Source organism: Aeromonas popoffii, assembly GCF_037818705.1.
Taxonomy (GTDB): domain Bacteria; phylum Pseudomonadota; class Gammaproteobacteria; order Enterobacterales; family Aeromonadaceae; genus Aeromonas; species Aeromonas popoffii.
Genome location: NZ_CP149129.1, coordinates 3,697,501 through 3,712,878 on the forward strand (window position 1 = coordinate 3,697,501; position 15,378 = coordinate 3,712,878).

The 15,378-nt window shown below is 59.9% G+C and carries 12 protein-coding genes and 3 pseudogenes (1 of these 15 only partly in view); 7 read left to right on the plus strand and 8 right to left on the minus strand.

Features of this window, described 5'->3' with window-relative positions; genetic code table 11:
* On the minus strand, window positions 1–259 hold the beginning of the coding sequence (locus tag WJM78_RS16860) for a DUF6776 family protein (protein WP_108536093.1). Its footprint begins 437 nt before the window's first position; only the first 259 of its 696 coding nucleotides appear in the window; it begins with the start codon at window positions 257–259; the stop codon falls past the left edge of the window.
* Between the two features lie 87 nt (window positions 260–346).
* The gene (gene clcA / locus WJM78_RS16865) at window positions 347–1,735 is read right to left on the minus strand and encodes a H(+)/Cl(-) exchange transporter ClcA (protein ID WP_339010705.1); all 1,389 of its coding nucleotides are present in this window, start codon (window positions 1,733–1,735) and stop codon (window positions 347–349) included.
* 244 nt (window positions 1,736–1,979) lie between these two features.
* On the opposite strand from clcA, the gene hemL reads away from it, so the two are divergent.
* Together hemL and WJM78_RS16875 are read left to right on the plus strand one after the other, a co-directional pair.
* Window positions 1,980–3,266, plus strand: coding sequence for a glutamate-1-semialdehyde 2,1-aminomutase (hemL, locus tag WJM78_RS16870; protein WP_339010707.1), 1,287 nt, complete (start codon window positions 1,980–1,982; stop codon window positions 3,264–3,266).
* A 215-nt stretch (window positions 3,267–3,481) separates the two neighbouring features.
* Window positions 3,482–4,297 carry a hypothetical protein gene (locus tag WJM78_RS16875; RefSeq protein ID WP_339010708.1) on the plus strand — a complete coding sequence of 272 codons (816 nt, stop codon included), beginning with the start codon at window positions 3,482–3,484 and terminating at the stop codon, window positions 4,295–4,297.
* Here WJM78_RS16875 and WJM78_RS16880 read toward each other — a convergent pair.
* Window positions 4,212–5,114: a sulfite exporter TauE/SafE family protein gene (locus tag WJM78_RS16880; RefSeq protein WP_339010709.1), complete on the minus strand. Its 903-nt coding sequence runs from the start codon at window positions 5,112–5,114 to the stop codon at window positions 4,212–4,214. The genes WJM78_RS16875 and WJM78_RS16880 overlap by 86 nt on opposite strands.
* Before the next feature lie 639 nt (window positions 5,115–5,753).
* Here WJM78_RS16880 and alaE point away from each other — a divergent pair.
* Complete coding sequence (gene alaE, locus WJM78_RS22840; RefSeq protein WP_422388420.1) at window positions 5,754–6,224, plus strand: L-alanine exporter AlaE; 471 nt, start codon at window positions 5,754–5,756, stop codon at window positions 6,222–6,224.
* Window positions 6,225–6,227: 3 nt separating this feature from the next.
* Here the strand turns inward: alaE and WJM78_RS16890 are convergent.
* Together WJM78_RS16890 and WJM78_RS16895 are read right to left on the minus strand one after the other, a co-directional pair.
* Window positions 6,228–6,530, minus strand: a pseudogene (locus WJM78_RS16890) (IS630 family transposase); the annotation flags it as partial.
* Between the two features lie 645 nt (window positions 6,531–7,175).
* Window positions 7,176–7,466 (minus strand): annotated as a pseudogene (locus WJM78_RS16895) (HD-GYP domain-containing protein); the annotation flags it as partial.
* Here WJM78_RS16895 and WJM78_RS16900 point away from each other — a divergent pair.
* Window positions 7,462–7,668: pseudogene (locus WJM78_RS16900) on the plus strand (SMR family transporter); the annotation flags it as partial. The pseudogenes WJM78_RS16895 and WJM78_RS16900 sit on opposite strands and share 5 nt — an antisense overlap.
* 71 nt (window positions 7,669–7,739) lie before the next feature.
* Here the strand turns inward: WJM78_RS16900 and WJM78_RS16905 are convergent.
* From WJM78_RS16905 to hrpB, 3 genes are all read right to left on the minus strand, one after another.
* Window positions 7,740–8,141, minus strand: a complete 402-nt coding sequence (locus WJM78_RS16905; RefSeq protein ID WP_339010710.1) for a VOC family protein — start codon at window positions 8,139–8,141, stop codon at window positions 7,740–7,742.
* 45 nt (window positions 8,142–8,186) lie between these two features.
* Window positions 8,187–10,502 carry a penicillin-binding protein 1B gene (gene mrcB / locus WJM78_RS16910; RefSeq protein WP_042038504.1) on the minus strand — a complete coding sequence of 772 codons (2,316 nt, stop codon included), beginning with the start codon at window positions 10,500–10,502 and terminating at the stop codon, window positions 8,187–8,189.
* Between the two features lie 250 nt (window positions 10,503–10,752).
* Entirely contained in the window at window positions 10,753–13,212 is a 2,460-nt protein-coding gene (gene hrpB / locus WJM78_RS16915; RefSeq protein WP_339010712.1) for an ATP-dependent helicase HrpB, read from the minus strand.
* A 215-nt stretch (window positions 13,213–13,427) separates the two neighbouring features.
* Between hrpB and thpR the strand changes: the two genes are divergently transcribed.
* The 3 genes from thpR to dksA all read left to right on the plus strand — a co-directional run bounded on the left by thpR (window position 13,428) and on the right by dksA (window position 15,314).
* The gene (gene thpR, locus WJM78_RS16920) at window positions 13,428–13,955 is read left to right on the plus strand and encodes an RNA 2',3'-cyclic phosphodiesterase (RefSeq protein ID WP_339010713.1); all 528 of its coding nucleotides are present in this window, start codon (window positions 13,428–13,430) and stop codon (window positions 13,953–13,955) included.
* A 46-nt stretch (window positions 13,956–14,001) separates the two neighbouring features.
* The gene (sfsA, locus tag WJM78_RS16925) at window positions 14,002–14,745 is read left to right on the plus strand and encodes a DNA/RNA nuclease SfsA (RefSeq protein WP_108537076.1); all 744 of its coding nucleotides are present in this window, start codon (window positions 14,002–14,004) and stop codon (window positions 14,743–14,745) included.
* 119 nt (window positions 14,746–14,864) lie between these two features.
* A complete protein-coding gene (gene dksA, locus WJM78_RS16930; RefSeq protein WP_033137830.1) occupies window positions 14,865–15,314 on the plus strand; it encodes an RNA polymerase-binding protein DksA in 450 nt (149 codons plus the stop codon).
* Window positions 15,315–15,378 lie beyond the last annotated feature (64 nt).

The window sequence follows — 15,378 nt, forward strand, 5'->3', positions numbered from 1 at the left end:
GCTTCTGTTCTTGCACCTGGGCTTCCTGATCCTTGAGCGTCTGCTGCAGTTGCTCGAACGCGGCTCTCTGGGTGGCCAGCAGTGTCTCCTTGATGCCGAGGTCACTCTTGAGCTGACCAATCGCCTTGCCCTGACGCTCCAGGGTTTCTTGCTGCACCGTCAACAGGCTGCTCTGGGCCAGTTCCTGTCGATTGCCGACGAAATACCCGATCAGCGCGCCCATCAGCAGCACAGCCAACAACTTCAATATCTGGGACATAAGGCCTCTTTTGTTACTGCGCCATACAGCGGCCATGCTCCCTTCACTATACGCAACGCGACCGGATCCGAGCTGACATACAAGGAGTTAACTGGCCATGGCGCCGCTGTCTCCCCGTTTTTGACGCGCGGCGAGCCGTAAAGTTCGCTCCAGGATCTGGGAATAGATGGGTCGGCCACCCAGCCACTGGGCAACCAGGGTCGCCCCAACCGTGGTGATCATCATGGGCAGGATCAGCTGATAGTTGTCGGTCATCTCGGTGACCAGCACGATGCCGGTGATGGGGGCACGCACGGTGGCGGCAAACAGCGCACCCATCCCGGCGATGGCAAAGGCGCCGGGCTCGATACCCAGTTCGGGAAACGCCGCATGAAACAGATGGCCGAACACCACGCCAAACAGGGTGCCCAGCGCCAGGGTCGGCGCAAACACCCCGCCCGGGGCGCCGGAGCAGAAGCAGATGAGGGTCGCGACCAGCCGCACCGAGAAGATGAGGAACAGGGTCGCCATCGCATACTCATCCCCCATCAGATGGGGAATAAGCTCGGTGCCGCCGCCCGTCACCGAGGGGGCAAACAACGACAACACACCAAACGTCCCGGCGACCAGCATACCGATGGCCACGAAACGGTGGCGCTTGTTCTGATGCAGCGCCAGATAGCCATCCTGACAGGCCAGCACCAGCTTGTTGAAGACAAACCCCAGCACCCCGAAGGTAGCCCCCATAAAGAGGAACAGCCAGAGTGCCTTGAGGGCTGGTGCATCGTAGTGGGGCAAGGTGATCACCGCCTCCTGCCCTTTCATGTTCTGCAGCATCAGGGTCGCCATGATGGCGGAGATCCCCACCGCCTTGATGGCCAGAAAGGAGTAGCGAAACTGCGGCCGCATCTCCTCCATCACAAACAGGATGCCCGCCAGCGGCGCATTGAAGGCAGCTGCCAGACCGCCCGCAGCACCGGCCGCCAGCAGGGCGTGGCCATGCTCTTTGGGCAGCCGGAAGATATCCGCCACCATCTTGCCGAGGTTGCCGCCAATCTGCACCGAGGGCCCCTCCCTCCCCAGCACCATGCCGGAGCTCAGGGTGCAGATGCCACCGAAGAACTTGACCGGCAACACCCGCCACCACCGCACCGGGCGCAGATCGTCCATCGCCCCCTCGATTTCGGGAATACCGGAGCCCCCCGCTTCCGGGGCAAAGGTATGAGTAAGGAAGTAGCCGACAAATCCCAACAAGGCGCTGAAGCCAAAGCCGAGCAGGCCGAGTTGCCACCAGGGACGGTCGGCCAGCAAGGCGATGCGTTGCTCTGCCAGCCAATGGACACCCGATTCGAACAGGCCGCACACCAGTCCGGCCAGGGTGCCGACCAGCGCAGCCAGCAGCAGAACCAGCAAGGGCATATTGTCTTGCCGGATAATGCGGGCAAGTGGTCCCCGCGAAGCGGTATCGGGTTCAGAGGAGAGAGCTTGTTGCGCCATCTTGTTACACCAACTTGGAAAAACCACATCGTCAGCTAGCTGAGATCAGGATCACCCGGCGCGTTGCTCGGCTGCCCAGGGCTGGGGCTTTCTGCTATAGTCGGCCCGTTAAATTTTTGTCACGGGAGCAGACCGAGAGTCCGGGTGGCGAGAGCGCAAAGCATACTCCTCATGCCCCGGCCTGCCGAGTCTCAATCGGCTGCAATCCCTTGTGTGACGCCCAAAATCCCATTAAGGATGATCCATGTCAAAATCAGATCAGCTGTTTGAACAGGCCCGCCAGACCATTCCGGGTGGCGTCAACTCACCGGTCCGCGCCTTCAATGGGGTCGGCGGCACGCCCCGCTTCATCGATCATGCCGATGGCGCCTATCTCTATGATGTGGATGGTCAGGCCTACGTGGATTACATCGGCTCCTGGGGCCCCATGTTGCTCGGCCACAACCACCCTGCCATCAAGGCCGCCGTCATCAAGGCCGTTGAGAAGGGGCTGAGCTACGGTGCGCCGACCGAAATCGAAGTGCTGATGGCCGAGAAAGTCCGCCAGATCGTCCCCTCCATGGAGCAGGTGCGGATGGTCAACTCCGGCACCGAAGCGACCATGAGCGCCATCCGTCTGGCCCGTGGCTACACCGGCCGCGACAAGATCGTCAAATTCGAGGGCTGCTACCACGGCCACGCCGACTCCCTGCTGGTCAAGGCCGGTTCCGGCGCCCTGACCCTGGGTCAGCCCAACAGCCCGGGCGTACCGGCCGATTTCGCCAAGCACACCCTGACCTGCGTGTTCAACGATCTGGAGTCGGTGCGCGAAGCCTTCACCCAGTACGGCAACGAGATCGCCTGTATCATCGTCGAGCCGGTCGCTGGCAACATGAACTGCATCCCGCCGGTGCCCGGCTTCCTGGAAGGGCTGCGCGCCATCTGTGACGAGTTCGGCGCCCTGCTGATCCTGGACGAGGTGATGACCGGTTTCCGCGTCTCCCTGCGCGGCGCTCAGGGTCACTACAACATAGACCCGGATCTCACCACCCTTGGCAAGATCATCGGTGCCGGCATGCCGGTAGGTGCCTTTGGCGGCAAGAAGAAGGTGATGCAATACATTGCCCCAACCGGCCCCGTCTATCAGGCAGGCACCCTCTCCGGCAACCCGGTGGCCATGGCGGCCGGTCTGACCATGCTGGATCTGCTGCTGGAGCCGGGTCTCTATGAGCAGCTGAGCGCCAAGACAGCTCGTGTTGCCGAGGGACTGAAAGCGGCCGCAGCCAAACACGGTATCCCGCTCGCCATCAACTATGTGGGCGGCATGTTCGGCTTCTTCTTCACCGACGAGCCCGAAATCACCCGCTACGAGCAGGTCACTCGCTGCGATATGGAACGCTTCAAGCGCTTCTATCATCTCATGCTGGAAGAGGGCGTCTATCTGGCGCCGAGCGCCTACGAGGCAGGCTTCCTGTCGCTGGCTCACGGCGATAAGGAGATTGAGCACACTCTGGCCGCCGCCGAGCGCAGCTTCGCCAAGCTGGCTGGCTAAATCGCCGCTGGTTGTCGCAGAAGGGCCCGTCACGGGCCCTTTTCTCTTGCAGTGCATCCATCACCACACAGGGCGGCACGCCCATTTCTGGTGCATTCCCCCCTCGTCATCCGTCGTTTTGTCATCCTGTGGTGCAACTTGCCCCGCCATCCATGTCATAAAGCAGGCCCACTATTTGCACATCCGCTACAAGAGCCCACGTCACCGAGGTCCATATGGCAGAGATGAGCCCCATCGATGTGCTGCGGCGCTATCAGGAGTATCAGGAGGAGCTGACCCCGCTACTGCAGGGGCTGCTCAGCGCCCCCCTTGCCTCGCTCAAGCGGTATCCCTTTGTTGTCAGCATTGACCGCTATCAGGGGCCGATGTGCATCCAGCCTGCGGTACCGGCGGCCCATAACCGGCTGCACCTCATCGTGCAGGGGCAGGGACGGGAGATCACCGTCTGTCTGAATCAGTTAATTGGCTGGTTGATGGGGGACAGGGAGCGCCGCCGCGCCATGCCCTGGTTCAAGGCGGTCTATGTGGTACTCAGCATGGCGCTGTTTCTCATCGTCGCTACCCTGATCTGGCACGGGCTGGAGCAGCTCTACCAATTGTTGTGCGGCGAGCAGCAGAACCAGCTCGGCGCCTTTAGCGCCATCATCTTCCTGACGCTGGCATTGGCGGTGTTCGATCTGGGCAAGACCATTCTGGAAGAGGAGGTGCTGCTGCATAAGGATATCTTCCGCCACAGCGCCATTCGCCGCACCATCACCCGCTTTATCGCCGCCATTCTGATCGCGGTCTCCATCGAAGGGCTGTTGCTGCTGTTTAAAGGGTCGCTTGGCCAGAGCGAGCTGCTCTGGCCTGCGGTCGGGGTAATGGGGTGTGCGGTGGGTTTGCTGCTGGCGCTCGGCATCTATGTCTTTCTGGGGGCCAAGGCCGAAGCGGCACTGGTACAGGCTAGCCTGCGCTCTCCAACGCCAGTTGCACAGGGGAGCGACGTGCCGCCCGCCAGGAGGCGTACATGGTCCAGGAGGTATAGATGACGATAAAGGCAACCAGCCACTTCAGCATCTCCATATCCATGGACTTGACCAGCATGGCGGCCAGCACCACGCCGATGGGGCCGAAGATGGCCACCGCCAGCACGGCTTTGGCATCGAACGCCCCTTTGCGGATAAAGGTGCCTGCGGAGAAGACACTGAGCACGGCGGTGGAGCCCATCATGATGGGAAACGCCGCCAGCGGATTCATCCCCAGCAGATAGACCAGCGTCATGCAGGGGGCAAACAGGCCGATGCCGACATTCATCAAAACGCCGAAGATGAAATTGCCAAGCAGCGCGATCGCCAGCTTGTAGCCACCGAGCCCCATCGCATCTCCGCCAACGGGGAAAAGACCCAGCAGACCGGCCAAGATCAACCCGGCGACAACCAGCAGGGAGATGGCCATCACCAGCCGGATAGTCTGCCGATCAAACGAGGCCACATGGCGGGCCCCCCAGGCCGCGCCGGCTGCTGCGGCAATCATCATGCTGATAAGAGTGAACGGATCCACCTTGACCACACCGATAAAGATGAGTGACTGGGTCACGGTCGGCAACACACACTGACCATTGAGGGTGCCTGGCAACAGGCGATCATCAATCAGCTTGAACTGTTTGTAACAGGCTGTCTTCACAGCGAAGCTGCCGACTCCCAGGGTATCGAGAAAATTGGCGGCAAACCCGATGGCAGCCACGGGCCAGAACGGGGTGGGCTCCAGCGATCCCTGTCGCCGTTTTTGCCACCAGGCCTGAACCAGCATGAAGATGAAAGACAGGGCGCAGATGATGAATATCAGGCGTAAAAGATTAATTAACATACCGACCTCTCCAGCAACGGGCGGCGATTCTAAGGCAGTCAAAATAAAAAATCTTGGTCGGGATCAACCATTCACCCCCTGCAAACGATTACCTGACGAAACTCCTGACAAGCGAGCCCGAACGACTCTGCTAATACTTATCTATGAGGGCCAACTGGCCTGGGGCCATCGGTGGTAATCATGGTCATTTCGCGACGACCACAGTCCCCGATGGGAAGTAGCCAAAAAGAAGGCCGGCATACACCGACCTTCTTTTTTTATTGCTGACCGATCCGTTGTCCGCACTCTGTCTCGTGCAGCCACGGGGAGCGAGCCAGCGGCTGAGCGCATGCGGCAATCCCGTCAGCAGCAAGAGGGTGGCAGACAGCGCAGGGCGAAGCCTGCGAAGATCATCAGTAACAGGGCGTGGTCGCTAGGAAAGCTGTCACTGGAGGAGTTTCTGGTCGGGATCGCGCTGAGCCGGGAGACTCGCAGCGCTGCTGACGCCGGCAGTGAACAAAGGACACGTCAGACAGGAACGCCGCCTGACTCCATACACCACATTTGACAATAACTCTATTGCAACGTGTTACATTGACGCATATCAATCAGTAGTATATGTTCCCGCATCCAAATGATTATTAAAAAGATTCATGTACTATGGAAGCAGTACTCTCATCAACTAAAAAACAAAAATTTGTTAATTTCGCCGCTGATGTTTTCGCACTAAATACCTTTTGTTATTTCATATCAATACCAATAGAACTCGGTTTTGCACAGATGAGTTTAGAAACTCACCTGCACGCTAGACTAATTGGGCTATTTATAATCACCTCAACAGCAAGACCTTTCGGTATTTGGCGTGATTGGATTTTCAAGAGATGCAGATTGACCGAACAGAACAAAGGCATTTTCCCTTATGTAGTTGACACCTTTGCCTATCTATCCTTTGAAATGCCATTGTACCTAATTAATCTGTCGATAAGTGGCGCTTCTCCTGATCAAATGATCAGAAGTGTTTTTATATTTTTTTTAATTGCTGGCGTTGTCGGTCGACCATACGGAATTTATCGCGCTTTCCTCAGAGCAAAAATATTTAAAATAAACAACACCTGTAATAAAGGTGATTAAATATTGTGGGGAAAACTGTATAAGAAGCACCAATAAGGTGACGATCTTGGCGACAGGCAAGATTGGAGCGCGACCAGACGGTAAGGCTTCTAACGCATCTACACCTTTTTCTCGATACCACTGAAACCAGCGGCCGATGGCCGAGCGAGCCGCGCCAGTAAGATGATAAACATTGGTGATCAAGCGGCCGTAATGTAACAGCAAGATGGCCATCAGCCGACGAGCATGCCCTTTATCAAGAGTGGCGTGGATGATTTTGTGAATGCGGCGCCGCTGTGGCCGTGACAGGGGTAATAAGAGTGGTATCAACTCACTCCTTTGGGTGCGACTTGTTTTGTTTGGCGACTAATGAGATCACACAAACTGGACTGAGTTCCCTGCCTCCATTGATCTAAGATTCGGAACAGCTATTGAGATGAAGTAAAATCGTTCTGCTCACACATGATTGAGTACCATGTAGCGACAAAAAATATTTCAGCGACGACTTAACTTCAGGACACCTTGATAAAATATGGCCAGCTCCCAAGGTCAATGAGCAAGCAAAGCACTCCAGCTGGTGGCGATCAGCCCCCTCACTACATAACACGGCACCAACTTGCTCATGCAGACGCTCCCCCCCCCAACCAGCGCAGTATTTTAGAACAGAACAATAGTGACATGAATCACATAAATATAAGCAGGGGTAACAAGACAAGCCGTAGCGATGGGCCTAACGCAACTCAGTTAAGAGAATTTGAGTCCCAACCCGCGAGATATAAGGACTAAAGAGTGAGGGAGGCATGATGCCTCCCTCGTTTTATTGGATGCTAATCATGGCAAGGGTATGATCCCAATGTCACCTTTAACCATGGCACCGTTCTTAATATTCAAAACGGCGAATATTAAATCAAAAAATGCTTCACTGACTGACCTTCGCCTGATGGCCCCTTTTTTACTTTCAGATTAACGTGCTCATACCTCGTAAGGCAGCCGAGACTGTGCCACCAGCCGATTGAGCGCCTGCACCACTTGGGGATCGAACTGGCTGCCAGTGCGGGACTGTATGTATTCCATGGTTTGTGCCAGCGTCCAGGGCTCTTTGTAAGGGCGCCTGCTGAGCAGTGCATCGAACACATCGACCACCGCCACTATGCGAGCCGACAGCGGTATCGCCTCCCCCGCCAGCTGCTCCGGGTAACCCTTGCCATCAAAATGCTCGTGATGTGCACGGGCGATCTCGGCCCCTAGCGACAGATAGCTGGTGCTGGGGGCGTTTACCCTGCTGTCAAAGGTTATGAGCGGTGGCCAAATCGATCTGGCCGTTGCCTATGCCACCTGGGGAGCCATCGGTATTCTGGGTACTGCACTGGGTGGTCTGCTGCTCTTTGGTGAGCGACTCAAGCCCATCGGATGGGCCGGGATGATGGTGATGGCGCTAGCGGTAGCCATGCTGACCACCGCCTGATAGCGAGCCATCAATGACATGACCAAGCCGCCTGCTTCTGCGGGCGGCTTTTTTGTTGGGTCGACGCAGGGTCAGCACGACGCTTCATAGAGCTCCAGCGGCAGGCCGTCGGGGTCGGCAAAGAAGGTAAAGCGCTTGCCGGTCAGTTCATCCACCCGCACCGGCTCCACCTCAATCTGATGGATCTGCAGATGCCGGATGACGCGGTCAAGCTCGCTGACCCGGAAGGCCAGGTGGCGCAGACCGCAGGCCTCCGGCCTTGAGGGCCGCGCGGGAGGTGTCGAAAAGCTGAACAGCTCCAGCTGGACACCATCAGGCAGGCCCAGATCCAGCTTCCAGGATTGACGTGCCTCGCGCAGGGTCTCGGCCAGGATGGGCAGCCCCAGCACCTGATGATAGAAGTGGCGCGAGCGATCATAGTCGCTGGCAATGATGGCCACATGATGGATGGCCTCAAACAACGGGAAAGTCATATGCACTCCAGTCAAACGGGCAGCCAGGGCTGCCCGTTTCGTCTATCAGTTGAAGAAACCACCGAACCAGTCATCCAGTGCGCTGCGCGGTGCGGGGCTGCCACAGCTCATGGGCTCAGCCAGCCCGGCCAGTTTGGCCGGCACCTGCAGGCTACCCGGACAGTCGCTAACCACACGGGCGCCGCTGGCGCGGGAGAAGTTGGCCCAACTCACCCCTTGCGGCATCTTCAGCGTCAGGCTGTTGACGCCACGCTGGCTCATGTAGCCGCTAAACAGCTGTAGGGCACCGCTGGCCCCTGTCAGCCCGGCGGACGTGTTGTCGTCACGGCCCACCCAGATGCTGACCAGCTCGTTGTTGTCCAATCCCGCAAACCAGGAGTCGCGCAGCTCGTTGGTGGTGCCTGTCTTGGCGGCCATGGTGGCGCCGGGGAACTTGGCATTCAGCGCGCGGGCTGTGCCCTGGCTCACCGTCTTGGTCATGGCAAACAGGGTCAGCCAGCTGGCCTGTTCGTCCGTGACCCGCTTGGCGGTCTGATCATGCTGATAGAGAGTGCTGCCATCGCTGTTGACCACGGCGCGGATCGCCGACAGCGGCTGGGTCAGCCCCTGGTTGGCGATGGGCAGGTACATCTGGTTCACCTCCATGGGTGACAGGGCCACGGCCCCCAGCACCAGCGACGGATAGGGCTGGATCTCCTGCTCGACCCCCAGCTTGTGCAGGGTATCCACCACCTTCTCCAACCCTACCTGCAGACCCAGATTGACGGTCGGCACGTTGAGGGAGCTGGCCAGTGCATCCATCAGGGGTACGCTCTGGCGGAACTTGCGATCGTAGTTTTGCGGTGTCCAGACCTGACCATCCTGACCGCGAAGGCGGATCGGCTGATCCTTGAGCGGGCTCGCCAGGGTCAGGCCGTTAGAGAGGCCGGTCAGGTAGACGGCCGGCTTGACCAGGGAACCGATCTGGCGACGGGCATCCAGCGCCCGGTTGAAGCCGGCGTAGCGGGGATCCCGCCCCCCCACCAGCGCAACCACTTCGCCCTTATGCCAGTCGGAGACCACCATGGCCGCCTCCAGCTTCTTCTTGCCACGCTGCTTCTCGATGAGCGTCAGACCCGATGCCACCGCCTGCTCGGCGGCGTGCTGGGCGATGGGATCCAGGCTGGTGAAGATCTTGAGGCCGGACTGCTTGAGCAGATCGGCGCCGAAACGGCTCTGGATCTCGCGTTTGAGCAGCCCCATGAAGGCCGGAGTGCGGCCATAGCTCATCTGGCCACGGGTGATGATGCCAAGCGGCTGCTTGCTGGCGAGTTCGTACTCGGCCGGCTGCAAGCTGCCGTGATCCATCAGCAGCTTGAGCACCAGATCACGCCGGGCCTTGGCCCGCTCCGGGAAACGCCAGGGATCGTAATAGGAAGGCCCCTTCACCAGCCCCACCAACAGCGCCACCTGATCGATATCCAGCTCGTTGACCGGAATACCGAAGTAGAAATAGGAAGCGAGCCCGAAGCCGTAGACCCCTTGCGAGAAGTTCTGCCCCAGATAGACCTCGTTGAGGTAGGCCTCCAGGATCTCGTCCTTGCTGTAGCGATAGTCGATCAGCACCGCCATGTAGGCTTCCTGCAGTTTGCGCCACAGGCTGCGCTCGCGGGTCAGGAAGAAGTTCTTGGCCAACTGCTGAGTAAGCGTACTGCCCCCCTGCACGGTGCGACCGGCCAGCACGTTAGCCGCCATGGCGCGCAGTATGGCCACCGGCGAGACGCCGCCGTGCTGGTAGAAGTCGCGATCTTCAGTGGTAAGCAGGGTCACCAGCAGGCTGTCGGGCACCTCGGCGATGCGCACCAGCAGGCGATCCTCCCGATCCTCGGTGTTGAGGCGATCAAGCAGCACTGGGTCCATCTGGGCGTAGCCGAGCTGGCGCTGATTCTCCAGCGACTGGATCCCCTCCAGCCGCGCGCCGTTGAAGGTGAGACGCAGGCCACGCGCACCGTCGGCGCCATCATGGAAAGCGAACGGGCGGCGAATAAGCTCGATACGGTTGCCGTTGATCGCATACTCGCCTGGCGTGTGAGGCTGGCGCACCTGCTTGTAGCTCAGCATGTTGAGCTCACGCAGCATCTGGGTCTGGGAGAGGCGCTGGCTGGGGTAGAGCTCCAACGGACGGCTGTAGACCATCACCGGCAGTTGCCACTTCTCGCCATCGAAGCGCTCACGCACCTTGGTATCGAGGTAGATGCCAAACACCACCATGAAAGCGGCCACCACCAGGGAGAGCTTGAAGCCGAGCCAGAACAGCGTGCGCCAGATGGTGCGTTTGGGCGCCACCTTCTTGGGTGCGCGCTTGCGTCGTTGCGTTGCCATAAATCCTCTTTGCTTTCCTTTCTACTTGTTATGTCGCGTTCGCGAACGTCCGAGCGGGATTAACCAATCAAATCTGAATCTCGGGTTTCATTTCGCCAGACAAATGGATGCCAACCCCTCATCCTCAACCCGTCTCCCACAAGGGGAGAAGGGGGCAAACACCAACCTCGATCGGTTCCCTCTCCCTCAGGGAGAGGGCTAGGGTGAGGGTAATCTGCTGGAGTTGGGCTTCGCGCGGCTCAGCACCAACCTACATCCCCATCTTCTTCTTGGTGACGCTGGTCGGCATCGCTTCCAGCGGATTGTCCGGCCAATAGTGGCGTGGATAACGCCCCTTCATCTCTTTTTTTACCAGCTCGTAGGAACCGGCCCAGAAGGCGGCAAGATCGGCCGTGATCTGTAGCGGCCGCCGGGCAGGCGAAAGCAGCTCCACCACCAGCGCCACCCGGCCATCGGCCACGCACGGGGTCGTACCTTGACCGAACATCTCCTGAATGCGCACCGGGATCACCGGCGCCTGACCCGGCTGATAACGAATACGCACCCGGCTGCCGGTGGGCGCCGTGAAGTGGCTCGGCAGCGCGTCGTCCAGCCGTTTGGGCAGTGGCCAGGGCAGGGATTGACGCAGGATGTCGTTGAGGTTGAGCCGCTTCAGCTGCTCCAGCCGGGTCATGCCACTCAGGGCTGGCAATAACCACTCCTCCAGCCGGGCCAGCAGGCTTTCGTCGTCCATGGCGGGCCAGCCGTCATCCGGTATCCAGTCGCGGGCGCAGCGCAAACGGGCCAGCAGCCCTTCGCTGCTCTCGTCCCAGGGCAGCACATGCAGCCCCTTGCGGCGAATGCCTTGCAGCAGGCAGCGTCCTTTCTGCTCGTCAGAGAGTTCGGTCAACGGTCGCTGGCTCAGCACCAGTTCCCCGATCACCAGCTGGCGTTCAGCCCGCACCCGCTCTTCCCGTTCGTCCCAGTCGAACCACTGGCGCTCGCTCACCAGCTCCGGCAGCTGGCGCGCCAGCTCGTCCAGCTCGACCGGTTCGGCGATAAAGATGCGACTGCCGCGATCGTTTTGCCCCATCTCGATGGCGATGAGGGCCGCTTGTCCCTGGCATGGGTGACCTTCTACCAGATCGCAGCTCACCCCACCACTGAGTTGATAGCGGCTGCCACTGCGCAACTTGCCGATCCGATCCGGCCAGGCGAGGGCGCACAGCAGTCCCAGCCACTGCCCTTGAGCCTGACGTTGTGACGCGCCAGACCTGACACCGAGGCGCTCGAACCAGCGGGCCGCCCCCTGCCGCAGAGCACCAAGACGGCGGTGAAACAGCACAGAGAGGCGTTCAGATCCTCGCAGATCTTCTTCCAGCAGCGCCACCAGGAAAGCGGCATCGGCGACAATCCCTGTCAGACCCTCGGCCTCAAGCGCCCGGGCCCGCAGCAGCATGCGCGCCAGCCGAGGGTGCGTGCCGAAGGCTGCCATGGCACGGCCAGCAGGAGTAAGTTGTTGCTCACCCTCGGGCGTCATGGCACCCAGGCTGACCAGCAGCCGCTGGGCGCTGGCTACGGCAGCGGCGGGGGGCATGTCCAGCAGTGGCAGGCTCTCCACTTTAGCGCCCCACTGGGCGGCGTCCAGCAGCAGGCCGGTGAGCTCCTGCGTCAGTATGTCCGGCGGGCTCTGCTCGGCGAGACGCTCCTGCACTTCACCGCTCCAGAGCCGATAGCAGACGCCAGGACTGAGACGACCAGCGCGGCCCGCCCGCTGGGTGGCGGACGCCCTAGCGATCTGGCGGGTCTCCAGCCGGGTGACGCCACTTTTCAGATCGAAGGAGGCGCGCCGCTCCAGCCCGCTGTCGATGACCATATGGATGCCCTCTATGGTGAGGGAGGTCTCCGCCACATTGGTGGTGAGCACCAGCTTACGGCGACCAACCTGTGCCGGTTCGATGGCGGCCTGTTGCGCCGCCATGTCAAGGCGCCCGTAGAGCGGTGCGAGGCGCACGTCATCCGGCAGCCGTCCCTCCAGCCACTGGGCGAGCCGCTCTATCTCCCCCTGCCCCGGCAGGAACACCAGGGCACTGCCGGCATGGCTGGCGAGCGCTTCCAGCACGACGGCGCCGACTTGCGGCTCCAGCCACTGCTGGCGATTGAGGGGGCGATAGTGATAGTCGATGGGAAAACCGCGCCCCTCGGAACGAATGACGGGGGCGTCAGGCAACAGGCTCTCGAGCGCCATGCCATCCAGGGTGGCGGACATGATGAGCAATTTGAGATCATCCCGCAGCCCCTGTTGGCTCTCGATGGCAAAGGCCAGGGCGGTATCGGCGTGCAGGCTGCGCTCGTGAAACTCATCGAAGATGACGAGCGACACGCCCGCAAGCTCGGGATCCTGCTGCAGCATCCGGGTCAGCACCCCCTCGGTGACGATCTCGAGTCGGGTCCTGGCACTGGTGCGACTCTCGCCCCTGACTCGCAGGCCGATGCGCTCTCCCACCGGCTCCCCCAGCTGACGGGCCAGAAAGCTGGCGATGTTGCGCGCCGCCAAACGACGAGGCTCCAGCATGAGGATGCGACCGGGCAGCCGGTTTTGGCGCACCAGCTCCAGCGGCAGCAGGGTCGACTTGCCCGCGCCCGGGGGCGCCTGCAGGATCACGCTGGCATGGCTGTCGATGGCGGCAAACAGCGCTGGCAACACGGACACTATGGGGAGTTGGGACAAAGCGGCGAGCACCTTCTGTGATGACCTTAAAACGGCGCCCATTCTGCCATAGCATCCGCCACCACCGTGAGCAGATGTCACCAGCAAGACATGACCACCACGGTTACCCTGGCATTCATGGCCAGCTCGCCAGGATACGCTGCGGCGAGACATGACCACAGTGGCTGCCATAGAATGGGGGCATGTTATGAGCGTGAACAGGCATACTCCCCAGAATGGCCAAACTCTTCTTTGCCCTGCCCCTGCACCGGCTTGCCCCCGAACTGGTCGACTGGCGTGACCAACGGCCCTGGCCGGGCCAGCCGGTCCCCAAAGCGAATCTCCACCTGACGCTGGCCTTTCTCGGTGAAGCAGATCAGGTCACCACGGCCCGCCTGATGGCCGCCGCTGAGCGGCAGCACTGTCCGCCGCTGACCATCAAGCTGGATGAGACCGGCTGGTTCAGCCGTGCCAAGGCGGCCTGGGTGGGACCAGGTGACTGGCCTAACGAGCTGAACGTGCTGGCCAGGGCGCTGCGTCGTCACGGCGAGAAGCTGGGGCTTGGTAACGGTGAGCAGGGCTATCGTCCCCACGTCACCCTGTCGCGCAAGGCGAGCGAGGCGCCCGACACCTTGCCGGCACCGGATTTTTTGCTGCACGCGGATCACTTCTGCCTCTATCAATCCATTGCCACCCCGGACGGGATGCGCTATGAACCGCTCGCCTGCTGGCCCCTGCGCGCCAGAGAGAAGATGGCGTCGTGACAGCCGCGCGCCCTCACTTCCTGCCTATAAAAGAGAGAACCGCACCATGATCTTCGATCCCCCCCTGCAGTCCGGGCAGCTCATCTCCCGCTACAAGCGCTTTCTGACCGATATCCGGCAGGACAACGGCGAGGTGATCACCATCCACTGCGCCAATACCGGTGCCATGACCGGCTGCGCCGAGCCGGGCACCCGGGTCTGGTACTCCACCTCCGACAACCCCAAGCGCAAGCTGCCCCACAGCTGGGAAATCGCCGAGAGCCCGGCGGGTCACTTCATCTGCGTCAACACGGCGCGGGCCAACCAGATCGCCCGCGAGCTGATCGAACAGGGGGCGATGGCCCCGCTCGCTGGCTACGCCAGGCTGCGCACAGAAGTGAAATATGGCGAAGAGAACAGTCGCATCGACCTGCTGCTGGAAGATGATCACAGGCCCTCATGCTACATAGAGGTGAAATCCGTGACCCTGCTCGATGAGCGGGAGCAAGCCGGCATGGGCTACTTTCCCGATGCGGTCACCAGTCGTGGCGCCAAGCATTTGCGTGAATTGATGGCCATGAAGGCGGCAGGGCACAGAGCCGTGTTGCTATTTATGGTTTTGCACTCCGGAATAGTGAGAATGCGCCCTGCAGCACACATAGATCCGCTCTATAGTCAGCTAATTGAGCAGTCAATGGCGGCAGGGGTTGAAATTTTATGCTATCGACCCCATCTTGGGGTGCAGAGCATGGTGGCCCAAGATTTTATCCCGTTTGAATCTTGTCACCTGCTACCCGAGGGCAGCGAATAAAAGTTGGGATGGGTAACATAATTGGTACGGCTTGTTTGCCTACGCATTACCCTTCTGATATAGATGTCGCCCTCATTTTATGGATGGCACGGGTAGCGTGCTGAATTAGGAGACAGGGCATGCCAACAGGCGAAAACAGGAAATCTCTGGGCCCCCTGGCCATTGCGGGTGTAGCGCCTTACCAGGAAAAACCGGGTGAGGAGTACATGAATGACCAACAAAAGGCACATTTTCGCAAGATCCTGGGAGCTTGGCGCAACCAACTGATGCAGGAAGTTGACCGCACCGTTGACCATATGAAGGATGAGGCTGCCAACTTTCCGGATCCCGTGGATCGCGCCGCGCAAGAAGAAGAGTTCGCTCTTGAATTGCGTACCCGCGACCGTGAACGCAAGCTGATCAAGAAGATCGAGAAGACATTGGTACTGCTTGAAGACGATGACTTCGGTTACTGCGAGCATTGCGGTATCGAGATTGGTATCCGTCGTCTGGAAGCCCGTCCGACAGCCGACCTCTGTGTCGACTGCAAAACACTTGCCGAAATCAAGGAAAAACAGATGGCCGGTTGATACCGACCACTGGCATAACTGAAAAAAGGGGGCTTGCTAGCTCCCTTTTTTATTGAGCTTTTGG